General features: G+C 72.5%; 14 protein-coding genes. 12 read left to right on the top strand and 2 right to left on the bottom strand.

Annotated elements, in window-relative coordinates; all coding sequences use genetic code 11:
* Window positions 1-57: 57 nt before the first annotated feature.
* Window positions 58-891, top strand: coding sequence for an SDR family NAD(P)-dependent oxidoreductase (locus ACFOVU_RS09750; RefSeq protein WP_378532032.1), 834 nt, complete (start codon window positions 58-60; stop codon window positions 889-891).
* 87 nt (window positions 892-978) lie between these two features.
* Here ACFOVU_RS09750 and map read toward each other — a convergent pair whose 3' ends face one another.
* A complete protein-coding gene (gene map / locus ACFOVU_RS09745; protein WP_378532030.1) occupies window positions 979-1,761 on the bottom strand; it encodes a type I methionyl aminopeptidase in 783 nt (260 codons plus the stop codon).
* Window positions 1,762-1,841: 80 nt separating this feature from the next.
* Between map and ACFOVU_RS09740 the strand changes: the two genes are divergently transcribed.
* The gene (locus ACFOVU_RS09740) at window positions 1,842-2,144 is read left to right on the top strand and encodes a helix-turn-helix domain-containing protein (protein ID WP_378532028.1); all 303 of its coding nucleotides are present in this window, start codon (window positions 1,842-1,844) and stop codon (window positions 2,142-2,144) included.
* Window positions 2,145-2,291: 147 nt separating this feature from the next.
* Window positions 2,292-3,251 carry a LysR family transcriptional regulator gene (locus ACFOVU_RS09735; RefSeq protein WP_378532026.1) on the top strand — a complete coding sequence of 320 codons (960 nt, stop codon included), beginning with the start codon at window positions 2,292-2,294 and terminating at the stop codon, window positions 3,249-3,251.
* A gap of 57 nt (window positions 3,252-3,308) precedes the next feature.
* Here ACFOVU_RS09735 and ACFOVU_RS09730 read toward each other — a convergent pair whose 3' ends face one another.
* On the bottom strand, window positions 3,309-4,376 hold the full coding sequence (locus tag ACFOVU_RS09730; RefSeq protein WP_378532812.1) for a methyltransferase domain-containing protein: 1,068 nt from the start codon (window positions 4,374-4,376) through the stop codon (window positions 3,309-3,311).
* A 549-nt stretch (window positions 4,377-4,925) separates the two neighbouring features.
* Between ACFOVU_RS09730 and ACFOVU_RS09725 the strand changes: the two genes are divergently transcribed.
* From ACFOVU_RS09725 to ACFOVU_RS09685, 9 genes are all read left to right on the top strand, one after another.
* Entirely contained in the window at window positions 4,926-6,281 is a 1,356-nt protein-coding gene (locus ACFOVU_RS09725) for a flavin-containing monooxygenase (protein ID WP_378532024.1), read from the top strand.
* Window positions 6,281-6,703, top strand: a complete 423-nt coding sequence (locus ACFOVU_RS09720) for a RidA family protein (protein ID WP_378532022.1) — start codon at window positions 6,281-6,283, stop codon at window positions 6,701-6,703. Before ACFOVU_RS09725 ends, ACFOVU_RS09720 begins: the two co-directional genes overlap by 1 nt.
* Window positions 6,700-7,365 (top strand): DUF1028 domain-containing protein, encoded by a 666-nt coding sequence (locus ACFOVU_RS09715; protein WP_378532020.1) that lies wholly within the window; start codon window positions 6,700-6,702, stop codon window positions 7,363-7,365. Before ACFOVU_RS09720 ends, ACFOVU_RS09715 begins: the two co-directional genes overlap by 4 nt.
* Window positions 7,366-7,387: 22 nt before the next feature.
* Complete coding sequence (locus ACFOVU_RS09710) at window positions 7,388-8,539, top strand: M20 family metallopeptidase (protein ID WP_378532018.1); 1,152 nt, start codon at window positions 7,388-7,390, stop codon at window positions 8,537-8,539.
* A 187-nt stretch (window positions 8,540-8,726) separates the two neighbouring features.
* Window positions 8,727-10,247, top strand: a complete 1,521-nt coding sequence (locus ACFOVU_RS09705; RefSeq protein WP_378532016.1) for an ABC transporter substrate-binding protein — start codon at window positions 8,727-8,729, stop codon at window positions 10,245-10,247.
* 61 nt (window positions 10,248-10,308) lie between these two features.
* Window positions 10,309-11,250 (top strand): ABC transporter permease, encoded by a 942-nt coding sequence (locus ACFOVU_RS09700; RefSeq protein ID WP_378532014.1) that lies wholly within the window; start codon window positions 10,309-10,311, stop codon window positions 11,248-11,250.
* On the top strand, window positions 11,247-13,052 hold the full coding sequence (locus ACFOVU_RS09695) for a dipeptide/oligopeptide/nickel ABC transporter permease/ATP-binding protein (protein ID WP_378532012.1): 1,806 nt from the start codon (window positions 11,247-11,249) through the stop codon (window positions 13,050-13,052). The genes ACFOVU_RS09700 and ACFOVU_RS09695 overlap by 4 nt, the downstream gene beginning before the upstream one ends.
* The gene (locus tag ACFOVU_RS09690; protein ID WP_378532010.1) at window positions 13,049-13,915 is read left to right on the top strand and encodes an ABC transporter ATP-binding protein; all 867 of its coding nucleotides are present in this window, start codon (window positions 13,049-13,051) and stop codon (window positions 13,913-13,915) included. The genes ACFOVU_RS09695 and ACFOVU_RS09690 overlap by 4 nt, the downstream gene beginning before the upstream one ends.
* Window positions 13,916-13,974: 59 nt before the next feature.
* Window positions 13,975-16,350: a glycoside hydrolase family 3 C-terminal domain-containing protein gene (locus ACFOVU_RS09685; protein ID WP_378532008.1), complete on the top strand. Its 2,376-nt coding sequence runs from the start codon at window positions 13,975-13,977 to the stop codon at window positions 16,348-16,350.
* The last annotated feature ends 167 nt before the right edge of the window (window positions 16,351-16,517 follow it).

Below are 16,517 nucleotides of genomic sequence, written 5' to 3'. Positions count from 1 at the left end.
CCCGCTGATTTATGACATAGCATGCCATAAGTCGTTCCTCCAGGCCACGGAGTCCTCATGCCCGCACCCTTCCCCGATGTTTCCTCCGCCCCGATCTCGGAGCTGATCTCTCTCCGCGGCCGCCGCGCCGTGGTCACCGGCGGCGGGCAGGGGCTCGGCAAGGCGATCGCCGCCCGCCTCGCCGAAGCCGGTGCGGACCTGCTCATCATCGACATCGACGAGGACAACGCCCGCGCCGCCGCCGATGAGCTCTCCGGCCGCTACGGGGTCAAGGGCGTCGCAACGCGCGCCGATGTCAGCGACACGGCCGCGGTGTCGGCGGCCGCGGATCTGGCCGTGTCCGAGCTCGGCGGAATCGACATCTGGGTCAACAACGCCGGCCTGTTCCCCAACGCCCCCGCACTGGAGATGCCGGACGAGATGTGGGACCAGGTGTTCGCCGTCAACTCCCGCGGCGTGTTCCTCGGCTCCCGTGCAGCCGCCCGGCGCATGGCCGCCGACGGCAGGGGCGGCGTCATCGTGAACACGATCTCCACCGCGGGCTTCAAGGTCGCGTTCGCGGGGATGGCCGCCTACGTCGCCTCCAAGCACGCCGCGCGCGGGCTGACGAAATCGCTCGCCGTCGACCTCGCACCACTGGGCATCCGGGTGCTGGGTGTGGCGCCCAGCTATGTGCCGACCGAGGGCAACATCGCCGCCGCGCGCGCGGCGGCCGCGTCCGCCGAGGCCGTCGGGGAGGAGGTCCCGGCCGTCGACGTGATGAGCCACAGCCGGATCGGACGGCTGGGCACGCCCGACGACATCGCCAGGGTCGTGCTCTTCGCCGCCAGCGACCTGGCGCTCATCATGACCGGCAGCACACTGCTCGCCGACGCCGGCGAAACGCTCTGAACCCGGTGCAGGCGCCGTCATCCGGCCGACCTGAGAGGGCGGTGCACGGCACCGTGGAGATCCGGCGGGAGGGTTGCGGCCGCACGCCTACGGCTGTGCGTGCCTCGGCAATGTGAGGATGTCGGCGCCGTCGTCGGTGATGGCGATGGTGTGCTCGCTGTGCGCCGTCCGGCAGCCCGTTGCGCTGCGGAGCGTCCAGCCGTCGGCGTCGGTGACGAGCCGGGCGGTGTCCGCCATCACCCACGGCTCCAGTGCCAGCAGCAGCCCGGGGCGCAGTTTGTATCCGCGGCCGGGGCGTCCGGTGTTCGCAACGTGCGGGTCCTGGTGCATCGTCGATCCGATGCCGTGGCCGCCGAACTCGGTGTTGATCGGGTAGCCGGCCTGGCTGAGGACCGTGCCGATGGCGTGGGAGATGTCGCCGATGCGCGCCCCGGGCCCGGCGGCGGCGATCCCCGCGGCCAGCGCGCGCTCGGTCGCGCCGATCATCGCGACGCTCTCCTCGGGCTGCGTGTCGCCCACGATGAAGCTGATGGCGGCGTCGGCGGCGACCCCGCCGGTGGAGACGGCGAGGTCGAGTGTCAGCAGGTCGCCGTCTGCGAGCGCGTAGTCGTAGGGCCGTCCGTGGAGGACGGCGTCGTTGACGGCCGTGCAGATGTAGTGGCCGAACGGGCCGCGTCCGAAGGAGGGCTCGTAGTCGACGTAGCAGGACTGCGCCCCCGCATCGACGATCATGGCCTTGGCCCACCGGTCGATGTCCAGGAGGTTCGTGCCGACCTCGGTCCGGCCCTTCAGGGTCGCGAGGATGTCGGCGACCAGGGCGCCCGATTCCTTTGCTCGGGCCAGTCTGGTGGGGTCAAGGATCTCGATCACGCGGCGCCTTCCTCGGGTTCCTCAAGTGGTTCTTCCGATAACTATACCGGCCATATTATCCCGGTACTAGAATCGGAGTCATGGTCAGGTTGCCGCTCACCCCCGCAGAGGTCGAACGCGGACAGCGCCTCGGCGCCCTCCTCCGCCGGGCCAGGGGGGAACGCTCGATGCTCGACACCGCGCTCGATGCCCGCGTCTCGCCGGAGACCCTCCGCAAGATCGAGTCGGGCCGCGTCGCCACCCCCGCCTTTCCGACCATCGCGGCGATCGCCGATGTCCTCGGCCTCTCCCTCGATGCGGTGTGGGCCGAGATCAACCAGCCCGAACACGGCGTCGAACCGGCCGCCTCCGGTCCCGCCGCGCGGGAGCGGCTGACCTCGTAGATCCCGGCCCCGCGGCTGCGCCGGAGGCGCCGGCCGGGAAGCGCGCGGGCGCAGCCCTCGGCGAACGTCGGCGGCCCGACGATGGATCTGATGTAGCGTTGCCGCCGGAACTCGGCAGCGATTTCAACGATGATCGGTGGTGCCGCCGTGACCCGGCAACCGGACGTGACGCTCACGCAGCTGCGCTACTTCGTCGAGGCCGCGTCCGTGCTGAGCATGACCAAGGCGGCCGACGAGCTGCGGGTCGCCCAGTCGGCGGTCTCGGCGGCGGTCGCCCAGCTGGAACGGCAGGTGGGCACCCCGCTGTTCATCCGCCAGCACGCGCGGGGCCTCGTCCTGACCGCGGCGGGGGAGGAGTTCCTGCGCGACGTGCGCGGGCTGCTCGCCCACCTCGGCGAGGTCCTCGACGCGGCGCGCGGCCGCGGCGACGACGTGCGCGGGCACATCCGGCTGGCGTGCATGGTCACCCTCGTCCCGTTCGTGATGCCCGAGCTGCTCGCGAAGCTGAGCGCGGACCATCCCGGGCTCGAAGCCGAGGTGCTCGAACTCGAAGCGGCCGCGGTGAGCGCGGCGCTGCGCAGCGGCACCGTCGAGGTGGCCGTGACCTACGACCTGGGGCTCGGGCAGGGGGTGGCGCGCGAGGTCATCGCCGAGGCGCCGCCGTACGTGGTCCTGCCGCCCGGGCACCGGCTCGCGGAGTTGCCGCAGGTCCGGCTGGGCGACCTGGCCGAGGAGCCGATGGTGCTCCTCGACCTCCCGCACAGCCGCGAGTACTTCCGCGCGCTGCTGGCCGCGGCCGGCGCGCAGCCCCGCATCGCCTACCGGTCGCACAGCGTCGAGGCCGTGCGCGGGATGGTCGCCCAGGGGCTGGGCTTCTCGCTGCTGAACCAGCGGCCGATGGTCGACGGCACCTACGGCGGTGGACGCGTGGAGTCGCGCCCCATCGCCGACGACGTGCCGTCGCTGTCGGTGGTGGTGGCGTGGATGGACTCGGTCCGCCGCACGGCCCGGGCCCGTGCGGTCACCGACACCGCCCGCGCGGTCGTGGAGCGGCTCGGGCCGGTGAATGTGCGGCCCGGAGAGAACGCCCATGTCCCGCATCCCTGATCCGCGGCCGTTTGACGGACTGAGTAGATGCCCACGTGGCGCACGAAGTGCCGACCACTAGTCGGCCTGCAACACGGTGCAAGCGGGATCGTCCAGCCAAAGGGATTGCCCATCGGGGGTCACCTTGAGGCCGAATCGCGTATGGTCCGGCTTCCCAGATGACTTCCACCAGTCATAGGCGGACGCCAGTTCATCAAAGAGAGCCCGGGGTCCGTGCTGCTTCACGATGTGTTCGCGTGAATCAGCGCGGATTCTCCATGATGCCCACGAATTCGATTCTGGATCCATCAGATAGACGGTGTAATTCTGAGACGCCTGGTCATCGTCATCGTAAATAAGGTTCGACATCATTCCCGGAACGCGGAGGCCGATAGCGAACGACGCTGAGAAGTCGCCCAGCGGCTCATAGGGATGAAGGTCGGTGACCGTTTCTGCATAGTCGTGTTGGGGCAGCACACGGTCTTCCACGGCCCCGTGAGCGGTTCTCTGGCCGCGCACCCACATGAACCCTGTATCGCCGTCGAAGTGTCCGGATGCGGTCCCGTCGTCGGCAACCCGGAGGCGGAGAAGGGCCCCGCTATGGAACGCGGTTCCCCATGGGGTGGTCACCTTTCCGCCTGGCATCGTCTGCTCAACCCAAGGATATGGGACTTCATGAACGGATGCCGTCGATAGTATCCGGTGATAGGGGCCATTGGGCGGGTATCCCTTTGTGCCGTCTCCGGTGATCACATCAAGCGCCCATCCCGAATCCGCCAATGCGGTACGCGCCTTCTCCGCTAGTTCAGGGTCGATTTCGATTGTGGTCGTGTTCTCCGTACCAACACGCGTTGCGATCAATGCCGCGTTGAACCCTGTTCCGGTACCGATTTCGAGAACTCGATTGCCTTCGTCGATGTCCGCGGCGTCCAGCATGAGGGCAACTGTGGTCGGCATCGACGCGGATGAAGAGACGTATCCGCGTCCACTTCCGGTGCCGTCGTCCAATTGAACGGCAATTGGTTCGTCCGAATAGCAAACCCTTAGCCATTCGTCCGGGTCCTCTGACCGGCGCAACGGTTTGGGTTTCCCGTTCTCGCGAACCCACACTGTGTCAGGAATGAACTTGTGCCGGGGGACGTCCATGAAAGCGGCCCGCCAAGTCGGAGGCATTTCCCCGGCCAGGCGGGCCTGAAGCTCGTGAGGGTCGGTCACTTGTCGTCTTCGTCCCTCTCGTGTTTCCCGCCGCCGCTTCCGCCGTCATTTGGGGTCGGGGGCGGCGGAGGCTTATCTTTTTGGCCGTCCCAACGGGACGGATCGTCGTGCTTTCCCATGCCTTCACCTCTGGCCATGTCGGGAGAGATTCCCGGATGCTAGGACGATCCCCAGTAGGTCGACGTGCGAAACGATCCGGTCTTGACCGATAGTGGCAAGATCGATACACAACGATATATATACAGGTCAGCGTCTTGCTCGTCTGATCTCCATCCAGCGCCGCTGGTCCGCGCCCCGCGCCCCTGGGGCCGGCGACCCGCGCTCGGGCGGCGTCGTGCATCGAAGAATCCGATGCAAGGGTTCGAAAACATGCTCTGGTCTGTTGCAACGGCTTCGCCCAGACTCGGATGGGCAGCGGTTGCGCCGGCCGGCGCGCTTCGCCGGGGCGGGAACGTCGTGACCAGTGGAACGGAGGATGACATGTCGCATGACGAGACCGAGGTCCTCGTCGTCGGCGCGGGGCAGGCCGGGGTGGCCATGAGTGAGCACCTGGGCGCACGCGGGATCCCGCACCTGGTGCTGGAGCGCGACCGCATCGCCCAGAGCTGGCGCACCCGGCGCTGGGACTCCCTCGTCGCGAACGGCCCTGCCTGGCACGACCGCTTCCCCGGGATGCGGTTCGACGACGTCGATCCCGACGGTTTCGCCTCGAAGGAGCAGGTCGCGGACTACTTCGCCGCGTACGCGGCGAAGATCGACGCGCCGGTCCGCTGCGGTGTGGACGTCCGGAGCGTGCGCAAGAACATCGGACGCCCCGGTTTTCGCGTGGAGACCTCCGAGGGGACGGTGGACGCCCGCTACGTCGTCGCGGCGACCGGCCCGTTCCAGACCCCGGTCATTCCCCCCGTCGTCCCCGAGACCGCCGGCCTCGCCCAGCTGCACTCCAGCTCCTACCGCAACCCGCGGCAGCTGCCCGAAGGCGCCGTCCTCGTAGTCGGGGCCGGGTCGTCGGGCGTGCAGATCGCCGACGAGTTGCAGCGCTCGGGCCGCAAGGTCCACCTGTCGGTCGGCCCGCACGACCGGCCCCCGCGGCGCTACCGGGGCCGCGACTTCTGCTGGTGGCTCGGCGTGCTCAACAAGTGGGACGCGGCCGCCCCGCCGCGCGGGGCCGAGCATGTCACGATCGCGGTCAGCGGGGCCCGGGGCGGCCGGACCGTCGACTTCCGGGCGCTGGCCGCCGACGGCATCACCCTCCACGGCGTGACCCGCACCTTCGCCGACGGCCGGCTGCACTTCGCCGACGACCTGCGCCGCAACATCGCCGACGGCGACGCCACCTACATGGCCATGCTCGACGAGGCCGACGCCTACATCGCGCGCAACGGGCTCGACCTGCCCGAGGAACCGCAGGCCCGCACGTTCGGGCCCGACCCCGGCTGCGTGACCGCCCCGATCCTGGAGCTCGACCTCGCCGAAGCCGGGATCACCTCGATCATCTGGGCGACCGGCTTCCGGTCCGACTTCGGCTGGTTGCAGGTCGACGCCTTCGACGGCGACGGCCGGCCGCAGCACACCCGCGGCGTGTCCGCCGAGCCGGGGGTCTACTTCCTCGGGCTGCCGTGGCTGTCGCGGCGCGGGTCGAGCTTCATCTGGGGGGTCTGGCACGACGCCGCCTACGTCGCCGAGCACATCTCGATCCAGCGCACCTACCTGGCCTACGCCGCCGGCGAGCCCGATGCGCCCGCCCCCGGCGCGGCCGCCTCCCCGCCCGGCCGGCCCGGCCGGCCCGCCCCGGATCCCGACCCGACCGCCGCCACCACCACCGGAGCAGCCTGATGCCCACCCACAGACGCATCCGCCCGTTCAACACCCGCGACACCTACCCCGAGCAGAACCTCGACAACGACCTGTGCCAGGCCGTCGTCGCCGGCAACACCGTCTACGTCCGCGGCCAGATCGGACAGGACCTCGACACCAGCGAGTCCGTCGGGATTGGCGACGTGGGGGCCCAGGCCGAGCAGGCGATGGCCAACATCGACCTGCTGCTGCGCGAGGCGGGCAGCCGGATGGAGCACCTGGTCAAACTGACCGTCTACCTGGTCGACCCGCGCTACCGCGAGATCGTCTACCGGACCATCGGCCGCTGGACCAAGGGCGTCCACCCGATCTCCACCGGAGTCGTCGTCTCCGCGCTGGCACGCCCGGAGTGGCTGTGCGAGATCGACGCCATCGCCGTGATCCCGGAGGACGACAAGTGACCTTCTCCATCGCAGCCCGCCACGACGGACGCTTCGGGATCGCCGTCAGCTCCTCCAGCCCCGCGGTGGCCGCGCGCTGCCTTCACCTGAGGCCGGGCGTCGGCGCCGCCTCCTCGCAGAACGTGACCGACCCCCGCCTGGGCGGGCGCATCCTCGACCGCCTGGCCGCCCACGGCGATGCCCGCCTGGCCGTGCAGGAGGCCGGCGAGGGCACGGCCGACCTGGACTACCGCCAGCTGACCGCGGTCGGGCCTGCCGGGCCCACCGCCTGGTTCAGCGGTGCGCGCACCCTCGGCACCCACGGTGCCGCCGTCGGCCCGCACTCGGTGGCCGCCGGCAACCTGCTCAGCAGCGGCGACCTCCCGGGGATCATGGTCGACGCCTTCGAGTCCGCGGCGGGCGAGCTCGAAGAGCGGCTGCTCGCCGCGCTCCGGGCGGCGCTCGACGCGGGCGGGGAGCAGGGGCCGGTGTACTCGGCCGGGCTCGCCGTCGTCGCCGACGTGGAGTGGCCGGTGACCGACCTGAGGTTCGACTGGGCCGAGGACCCGATCGACCGCCTGACCGAAGCACTGGAGATCTGGCTGCCCCAGCGCGACGACTACGTCCGCCGCGCGCTCCGGCCCGCGGCCGCGCCGTCCTACGGCGTCCCCGGCGACCAATAGGCGATAGGTAGGAGGAGAGCCCATGCCGAGCACGGTCACCCGCGAGAAGGCCGCGGTCCGCGCCGCCGTGGACCGGGCGGCCGGCGACCTGGTCGCGCTGTCGGGGGAGCTGCACGCCCGGCCCGAGACCGCCTGGGAGGAGCACCACGCCGCCGCGGCGGTCCCGCACCTGCTCGACCGCCGCGGGTTCGCCGTGACAGCGGCCTACCTGGGGCTGGAGACGGCGTTCCTGGCCACCTACGGCTCGGGGCCGCTGCGGATCGCGCTGTGCGCCGAATACGACGCGCTGCCCGGGCTCGGGCACGCCTGCGGGCACAACCTGATCGCCGCGTCCTCAGTGGGCGCCGCGCTCGGCCTGGCCGAGGTGGCCGACGAGCTCGGCCTGACGGTCGAGGTGTACGGGACCCCGGCCGAGGAGGGCGGCGGCGGCAAGATCGAGCTGCTGGAGCGCGGCGCGTTCCGCGGCGTCGACCTGGCGATGATGGTGCACCCGGCACCGGTCGACGTCGCAGAGGCGCGGCCGTTCGCGGTCAGCCACTCCCGGATCTCCTACAGCGGCCGGTCCGCGCACGCGGCGGCCTACCCCGAGGACGGGGTGAACGCCGCCGACGCCTTCACCGTCGCCCAGGTCGCCATCGGCCTGCTGCGCCAGCACCTCCCGCCCGGCTCGCGGGTGCACGGGATCGTCACCTCCGCCGGCTCGGCGCCCAACGCGATCCCCGAGGCCTCCTCGGGGCGGTGGTACGTGCGTGCCGAGACCCTGGCCGAGCTGGCCGAGATCGAGCCGAAGGTGCTGCGCTGCTTCGAGGCGGGCGCCCTGGCGACCGGCGCCGCGCTGGAGGTGGAGGCGGAGAGCAAGCCCTACGCCGAGTTCCGCGCCGACGAGCGCGCGCTGGCCGCCTACCGTGCCAACGCCCTGCGCCTGGGCCGCGAGTTCGCCCCGGACGGGCTGGCGGGCCGGATGAACCGGGCGTCGACCGACATGGGCAACGTGTCGCAGGTCGTGCCGGCCATCCACCCCTACATCGGGATCGGGTCGCTGCCGGCCACCAACCACCAGCGGGAGTTCGCCGCGCACTGCATCGGCCCGCAGGCCGAACGCGCCCTGCTCGACGGGGCGGTCGCGCTGGCCTGGACGGCCGTGGACCGCGCCCGGGACGGCGATCCGGCCTGAGCCCCGGGCCCGAGCGACCGTTCCGGCCGCCCGGCGGCGCCGCGTACCTGCTTGCATCGGATGAAGTGATGCCACACATCATCAAAGCGTGTTTGAAAGATACGTGGAAAAAGCCTTAGATGATCTGAACATGACGGCCCCCTGAAGCGCGTTTGAACAGGCCAGGAGCCGTCCGGGAAGGAGTCCGGTGATCCGATCGACACGACGCACGGGGGCGGCGGTCCTGCTCGCCGCGACCCTGCTGCTCGCCGGATGCGGCGTCCAGGCCGACGCCGGTTCCCACGACCCGGCCCGGCTGACACTGGCCACGGTCGTCGACATCCCCTCATACGACCCGGCCGAGCTGCGCTCCAACGGCGAATACCCGCAGCTGTGGGCCCCGGTCTACGACACCCTGCTGGAGCGCCGCCCGGACGGCACCGTCGGCCCCAACCTCGCCACCGACTGGGCCTGGGACGCCGACCGCACCGCCCTGACCCTCACGCTGCGCGATGACGTGCACTTCACCGACGGCACCCCCTTCGACTCGGCCGCGGTGGCCGCCAACATCGAGCACTTCCAGGCCGGAACGGGCGCCGACAACTACCTGGCCGCCTCCGTCACCGAGGTGGCTGCGCCGGAGCCGGACCGGGCCGTCATCCGGCTGGCCGAGCCCGACCCCACGCTGCTGGCCAGCCTGGGCGGCTCGCTGGGCGCGATGGCCTCCCCGGACGCGCTCGGCGACCCCGCCACCGCGCTCTCCCCGGTCGGATCCGGCCCCTACCTCCTCGACACCGCCCGCACGGTGCGCGGGGAGCGCTACATCTTCACCCGCAACCCCGACTACTGGAACCCCGAGGCGTGGCCCTACGAGCAGATCGAGATGCGCGTCCTGGCCGACGTCAACGCCCGGCTCAACGCGCTGACCTCGGGACAGATCGACGGCGGCCGGCTCAACCTCCAGGTGATGGACTACGCCGCCGACAGTGGCCTGGAGATCCACCCCAACCGGGTCGACTGGGTCGGGCTGGCCATCGTCGACCGCGACGGCGAGGTCGCCCCGGCGCTCGCCGACGTCCGCGTCCGCCAGGCGATCAACCTGGTCTTCGACCGCCAGGCCATGCTCGACTCGCTCGACCTCGGCCAAGGCGAGGTCAGCACCCAGATCGTCGGGGCGACGAGCCCCGCCTACGACCCCGGGCTCGACGACGCCTACGGGTTCGACGTGCAGCGGGCCCGCGAGCTGATGGCCGACGCCGGCTGGTCCGAGGGGTTCCGCGTGCCGATGATGGACTACTCGCGCTACCGCATCTACCAGCCGTTCGTCGAGCAGGCGCTGGCCTCGATCGGCATCGGCGTCGACTGGCGGTCGGTGCCCGACCAGATGGCCGTCGACGCCCAGTCCAGCGGCGAGTTCCCGCTGCTGATCCTCGGTCAGCAGGCCCCGATGTCGGCCTGGGACGGCCTCAACGTCGCCTACGACAACGCGCTCAACGTCTTCGACAGCACCGATCCCGAGTTCGAGCGGCTCATGCACACCGCCCGCACCGCGACCGGTCCCACCCAGGAGGAGGCGTTCCGGGAGGCCAACGCCTGGCTGGTCGAGAACGCCTGGTTCGCCCCCTGGTACCACGTCGACCTCGTCTACGCCACCGACCCGGCGACGGCGCTCCAGGTCGAGCCGGGCAGCGCCGGGCCGCCGCTGCGCTACTACTCCCCGGCCTCATGACCCGCCGGCCGCCCGCCCCGCCCGCCCGATGCCGGCCCCGCACCGAGGGGAACCCCTGATCATGATCCGCTTCCTGTGCCGGCGGCTCGCCTTCGGCGCCGCACTGCTCGCGCTGGTCACCTGCGCGACCTTCTTCACCGTCTTCGGCAGCAGCGACAGCGTCGTCCGCTCCCTGGTCGGCGACCAGGCCACCGACGAGCAGATCGCCGCACGCACCGCCGAACTCGGCCTGGACCGTCCGGTGCTCACCCAGTTCGCCGACTGGGTCGCCCACGCCGTCACCGGCGACCTCGGCCAGTCGTGGTTCACCTCCGAACCCGTGGCGACCGCCGTCGCCAACCGGCTGCCCGCGACGCTGGCCCTGATGGTCCTGTCGATCCTGGTGCTCGCCGCGGCCAGCGCCGTCCTCGGCACGCTGGCCGCGGTCCGCGAGGGCGGCGCGCTCGACCGCGCGCTCCAGGTCGTCACCGAGACCCTCAGCTCGGTGCCGAAGTTCTGGCTCGCGCTGATGCTGGTGATCGGGCTGGCGATCAACCTGCGGCTGTTCCCCGCCACCGGGTACGCGCCGATCGCCGACGGCCCGGGGACCTGGGCGCTCGGCCTGGTCCTGCCGACCCTGGCGATCGTGCTCGGCGAGCTGCGCGTCACCTCGATGGTGCGCGGCGCCGTCGCCGACGAGCTCGGCAAGCCCTACGTGCGCACGCTGCGGGCCCGCGGCCTCTCCCGCGCCGAGGTGCTGTTCGGCCACGTCCTGCGCAACGCCGCCTCGCCGTGGCTGTCGCTGATGTCCATGAAGGTGGTGGCCCTGTTCAGCGGCACCGTCGTCATCGAGAAGGTGTTCGCCGTGCCCGGCATCGGGTCGCTGGCGACCACCGCCGCCATCGGCGGCGACGTGCCCGTCCTGATGGGCGTGGTCGTCGTGACCGTCATCGTCATCGTCGGCGTGTACCTGGTCTTCGACCTGGTGCAGGCCTGGCTCAACCCGAAGGTGCGGCTGTCATGAGCATCGAGACCGGCGCGGCCGCCACAGTGCCGCGCCCCGGCGCATGGCGCCGCTTCCTGCGCAACCCCCTGGGGGTCGGCAGCGCGCTGCTGCTGGCCGGTGTCGTCGTCATGAGCGTGCTGGCCCCCTGGATCGCCCCGCACGACCCCCTGATGCCGGCGCTCGACCAGGTCAACGCCGCCCCCAACGGCGAGTACCTGCTCGGCGGCGACGGCGCCGGGCGCGACGTGCTCAGCCGGCTGATCTGGGGCGGGCGCGACACCCTGGCGGGGGCGGCCGTGGTCGTCGCCGTCGCCGCGGTGGTCGGCATCGGGACCGGCCTGCTCGCCGCCTACGTCGGGCGCTGGACCGACGCCCTGCTCACCTGGGTCTCCGAGGCCCTGCTGGCGATCCCCAGCCTGATCGTGCTCATCGCGCTCTACGCGGCGATCGGCCCCGATGTGACGCTGTCGATGACCGTGTTCGGCGTGCTGATCTCCCCGTTCCTCTACCGGCTGGTCCGGGCGATGGCGATCGAGGTGAAGAACGAGGCCTACGTCGAGGCCGCACAGGTGTCGGGGGTGTCGCCGCTGCGGATCGTGTTTCGCCACATCCTGGTGGTGATCCGCGGGTCGATCATCGTCATGCTCGCCGACATCACCGCCACCGCGATCGGCATCCAGGCCAGCCTGGAGTTCCTCGGCCTCGGCAGCGCCGACTCGGTGACCTGGGGCTCGATGGTCCAGGAGGCGTTCGTCGCGATCTTCCGCACGCCGCTGAGCGTGGTGTGGCCGGGCCTGCTGCTGACCGTGACCATCGGGGCGTTCGCGCTGCTCGGCAACGCGGTGCGCGACGCGCTCGTCCCCGACGCCCCGGCCCGGTCCCGCCTCCGCGGCGCGACCGCCGCGACCGCAGCGGGCGCCACGGCCGCCGCCGCCGCTTCCGCGGCCGGCACCGCCGACGACGACGCGGGGGAGGGCGACGAGGCGGGCACCGCCCCGATGCTCGGCGTCTCCGGTCTCACCGTCGCCTACCCGCACGGCGACGGGCTGCGCACCGTCGTCGACGGCGTGTCCTTCACGGTGCGCCGCGGCGAGGTCCTCGGCCTGGTCGGCGAGTCCGGGTCCGGCAAGAGCCAGTGCGTCTACGCGGTGCTCGGGCTGCTGCCCGCGCAGGCCGCCGTGACCGCCGGGCGGATCACGCTCGACGGCGAAGAGGTCACCCCCGCCACCCTCCCCGGGCTGCGCGGACGGCGGATCGCCTACGTGCCGCAGGAGCCGATGAGCAACCTCGACCCCTCCTGCACCGTCGGCCACCAGCTGGCCCTGCCGCTGCGGCGGCTGCTGGGCATGGACCGCGCCCGTGCCCGGGCCCGTGCGCTGGAACTGCTCGGCCGGGTCGGCATCCGCGACCCCGAACGGGTGCTCGACCTGTACCCGCACCAGATCTCCGGCGGCATGGCCCAGCGCGTGCTGATCGCCGGCGCGATCTCCACCGACCCCGACGTGATCGTCGCCGACGAGCCGACCACCGCCCTCGACGTCACCGTGCAGGCCGACATCCTGGAGCTGCTGCGCGACCTGCAACGCGAACGCGGCATGTCCGTACTGCTGGTCACCCACGACTTCGGGGTGGTCGCCGACCTCTGCGACCGGGTCGTGGTCATGCGCGACGGCGTCGTCGTCGAGCGGGGCGACACCGCCGCGCTGTTCGCCGCGCCGCGCCACGAGTACACCCGCACCCTGCTCGACGCCTCGCTGGAGGGCGCCGAACCGCGCACCTGGACCGCGCCGGAGCTGCGCACCGAAGGAGCCCCGCGATGACCAACGCCGACACCCTGCCCCTGCTTGACGTGCGCGGCGTCTGCGTCGACTACCCCGACCGCTCCCGCGGGCGGCGCGCGACGACCCGGGTCCTCGACGACGTCTCGCTCACCGTCCGCCCCGGCGAGACCGTCGGCCTCGTGGGCGAGTCGGGCTCGGGCAAGTCCACCCTCGGGCGCGCCGTGCTCGGCCTCGCCCCGCTCGCCGCGGGCGGGATCCGGCTCGGCGGCCGGGCGATCAGCGGGCTGACCGGGGCCGCCCGGCGCCGGCTCGCCGGCGAGCTCCAGGTGGTGTTCCAGGACCCGCAGGGCTCGCTCAACCCGGCGATGAGCGTGCGCGACATCGTGCTGGAACCGGTCATCGCCGCGGGCACCCCCCGCGCCGAGGCCGAGCGCGAGCTGCGCGTGCTGCTGGACCGGGTGCACCTGCCCGCCGACACCGCGGACCGCTACCCGGGCGAGTTCAGCGGCGGGCAGCGCCAGCGGATCGCGATCGCCCGCGCCCTGGTCCGCCGGCCGCGGCTGATCGTCTGCGACGAGATCGTCAGCGCCCTGGACCTGTCCACCCAGGCCCGCATCCTGGACCTGCTGGTCGAGATCCAGGACGACACCGGGGTGGCGCTGCTGTTCACCTCGCACGACCTCGCCGTCATCCGCGCGATCTCCCACCGGGTGGCGGTGCTCTACCGCGGCCGGCTGCTGGAGTTCGGCGACGTCCGCGACGTCACCGCTTCCCCGGCCGACCCCTACACCCGGCGGCTGCTCATGGCCGCGCCCGTCGCCGACCCGGCCCGGCAGCGCGAGCGCCGCGCGGCCTACCGGGCCGCGTTCACCGACCCGGCGGCGAGCCCGGTGACAACGTAGCGCCGCCTCGCCCCGCCGACACCGATCCGATCCCACCTACCGTGGCTGGAGACCCCGAAGTGCAGAGTGACCTTCCCGCCGGCGGCCGACCCGCGGCCCCGCACGATGAGCGCCTCGCCGCGCTCGACACCGACGAGAAGATCGCCCTCGTCTCGGGCAACGGGATGTGGCGCACCCGCGGGGTGCCGCGGCTGGGGATCGGCTCGGTCGTGATGGCCGACGGCCCCAACGGGCTGCGCTTCTCGCCGGAGCAGGCCGCCGACGACGGGGGCGGCACCGCCGACTTCGCCGACTTCATCAGCCTCGTCACCCGCCGCGGCGCCCCCGAAGCCAAGGCCCGCGGCCCCGAACCGGCGACCTGCTTCCCGACCGCCTCCACGGTCGGGGCGACCTGGGACCCGGAGCTGGCCCGCGAGCTCGGCCGCGCCTTCGCCGCCGAGTGCCGCTCGTTCGGCGTCGGCGTCCTGCTGGGCCCCGGCATGAACATCCGCCGCACCCCGCTCGCCGGGCGCACCTCCGAGTACTACTCGGAGGACCCCCTGCTCACCGGGGCGATGGCCACCGGCGTCGTGCACGGGCTCCAGGAACGCGGCGTCGGCGCCTGCATCAAGCACTTCGCCGCCAACAACTCCGAGATCGAGCGCACCTCGATGGACTCGGTTGTCGAGGAGCGCGCGCTGCGCGACATCTACCTGCGCGCCTTCGAGCGCGTGGTGCGCGACGCCGCGCCCTGGGCGGTGATGAGCTCCTACAACCGGCTCAACGGCGTGCAGGCAGCCCAGCACCCGTGGCTGCTCACCGAGGTGCTGCGCGAGGAGTGGGGCTTCGACGGGCTGGTCGTCTCCGACTGGCACGGCATCACCGACCGCCCCGCGTCGGTGTCGGCGGGCAACGACCTCGACATGCCCCAGAGCGTGCAGCGCGTCGCCCGCCTGCGGGACGGCGTCGCCTCCGGGGCGGTGCCGCCCGAGGCGCTCGACCGGGCCGCCGCCCGGGTCGTGCAGCTGGCCGACCGGGCCGGTGCCCACGCGTCGCCGCCCGCGCCGTTCGACGCCGACGCCCACCACGACCTCGCCGCGCGCATCGCCCGCGCCGGCACCGTGCTCCTCGCCAATAACGGGGTCCTCCCGCTGGACCCGGCCGCCGCCGGGAACCTGCTCGTCCTGGGAACCGGCGCCACGGAACCGGTCGTCCAGGGCTTCGGCAGCGCCCGGATGGTCCCCACCCGCCTCGACCTCCCGCTGACCGAGATCGAACGCCGCTGCGCGCCGGGCACCGTGACGCACCTGCCCGGCGTCCCGTCGGGCCCGCACACCGACGACGAGCGCCGCGCCGCCCGCGCCGCCGCCGTCGACGCCGCGGCGGGCAGCGACGTCGCGATCGTGTTCGCCCACACCCCGCAGAACGCCGACGGCGAGAACGCCGACCGCGCCGACCTCGGCCTCGAACCCGGCTACGACGAGCTGATCGCCGCCGTCGCCGCGGCCGCGCCGCGCACCGTCGTCGTGCTCACCGTCCCCGACGCGGTCACCATGCCCTGGCTCGACGGCGTCGACGCCGTGCTCGCCCCGTTCTACGCAGGGCAGGGGATGGGCTCGGCCGTCGCGTCGCTGCTGTTCGGCGAGCACAGCCCCGCCGGCAAGCTCACGACGACGTTCCCGCACCGCCTCGCCGACACCCCCTCCTTCCTCGGCTACCCGGGCGAGGGCGGCCGGCACGTCTACGTCGAGGGCGCGCTGGTGGGCTACCGCGGCTACGACGCCCGCGACCTGGACCCGCTGTTCCCGTTCGGGTTCGGCCTGTCGTACACGACGTTCGCGCTGTCCGGCGCCACCGTCGACTCCGGCACCGTCGCCGCCGGAGAGCGGCTGACGGTGTCGGTGCGGGTCCGCAACACCGGCCCGCGCGACGGCGCCGAGGTCGTGCAGGTCTACGCCGCCCCCGAGCGGCCCCGCTTCCGGTCCGGCCCGCGCGAGCTCGTCGGGTTCGCCCGCGTCGAACTCGCCGCCGGGCAGGAACGCACCGTCACCGTGCCCGTCGACGCCGACGACCTCGCCCACTGGGACGTCACCCGCGGCCACCGGGTCCTCGACGACGGCCCGGTGCACCTGCTCATCGGCACCTCGTCGCGCGACCTGCCGCACCGGCTGACGGTGCAGGCGCAGACCGACGTGCCCCGCTGGGCCCCGCTGCGCCGCCACAGCGCCCCTGCCGCGGTGCTCGCCAACCCGCACGCCCGCCGCGAGGTCACGGCGCTGCTCGCCCGCCACCTCGGAACCGACCCGGGCCAGGCCGACGAGCTGCTCCAGGAGTGCCGGCGTTCGTTCGTCAACGTCTTCGACACCCTCGCCAACCGCTTCCGGTTCGTGATCGAGGAGTCCGAGATCGACACCGTTCTGGCGGCGGTCCACCGGGCGGAGACCGGCGCCGAGTGAGAGTGGGGCACGTGGGAGGGCACCGGCAGACCTGGAACCGGTGGGTTTGGGCGCACCGTCACCGCCGAAGGTGAGCACCGGCCCCGGGGCCGCGCGGCCTCCGCGCGATCCGGCCCGCCCCTAACATCCGCGGATCCGGCCGCCCCGCACCTTCGCCCCCTGGGACG

This window comes from Nocardiopsis sediminis (assembly GCF_042650565.1).
Lineage (GTDB): Bacteria > Actinomycetota > Actinomycetes > Streptosporangiales > Streptosporangiaceae > Nocardiopsis_B > Nocardiopsis_B sediminis.
The sequence above is the reverse complement of the archived record's forward strand: the minus strand, read 5'-3'. Positions and strand labels throughout refer to the sequence as shown.

Coding starts and splice junctions, on each gene's coding strand:
- ACFOVU_RS09750 (WP_378532032.1), top strand. CDS start 58: ATGCCCGCACCCTTCCCCGATGTTTCCTCCGCCCCGATCTCGGAGCTG.
- ACFOVU_RS09740 (WP_378532028.1), top strand. CDS start 1,842: ATGGTCAGGTTGCCGCTCACCCCCGCAGAGGTCGAACGCGGACAGCGC.
- ACFOVU_RS09730 (WP_378532812.1), bottom strand. CDS start 4,376: ATGGACGTCCCCCGGCACAAGTTCATTCCTGACACAGTGTGGGTTCGC.
- ACFOVU_RS09725 (WP_378532024.1), top strand. CDS start 4,926: ATGTCGCATGACGAGACCGAGGTCCTCGTCGTCGGCGCGGGGCAGGCC.
- ACFOVU_RS09720 (WP_378532022.1), top strand. CDS start 6,281: ATGCCCACCCACAGACGCATCCGCCCGTTCAACACCCGCGACACCTAC.
- ACFOVU_RS09710 (WP_378532018.1), top strand. CDS start 7,388: ATGCCGAGCACGGTCACCCGCGAGAAGGCCGCGGTCCGCGCCGCCGTG.
- ACFOVU_RS09700 (WP_378532014.1), top strand. CDS start 10,309: ATGATCCGCTTCCTGTGCCGGCGGCTCGCCTTCGGCGCCGCACTGCTC.
- ACFOVU_RS09695 (WP_378532012.1), top strand. CDS start 11,247: ATGAGCATCGAGACCGGCGCGGCCGCCACAGTGCCGCGCCCCGGCGCA.
- ACFOVU_RS09690 (WP_378532010.1), top strand. CDS start 13,049: ATGACCAACGCCGACACCCTGCCCCTGCTTGACGTGCGCGGCGTCTGC.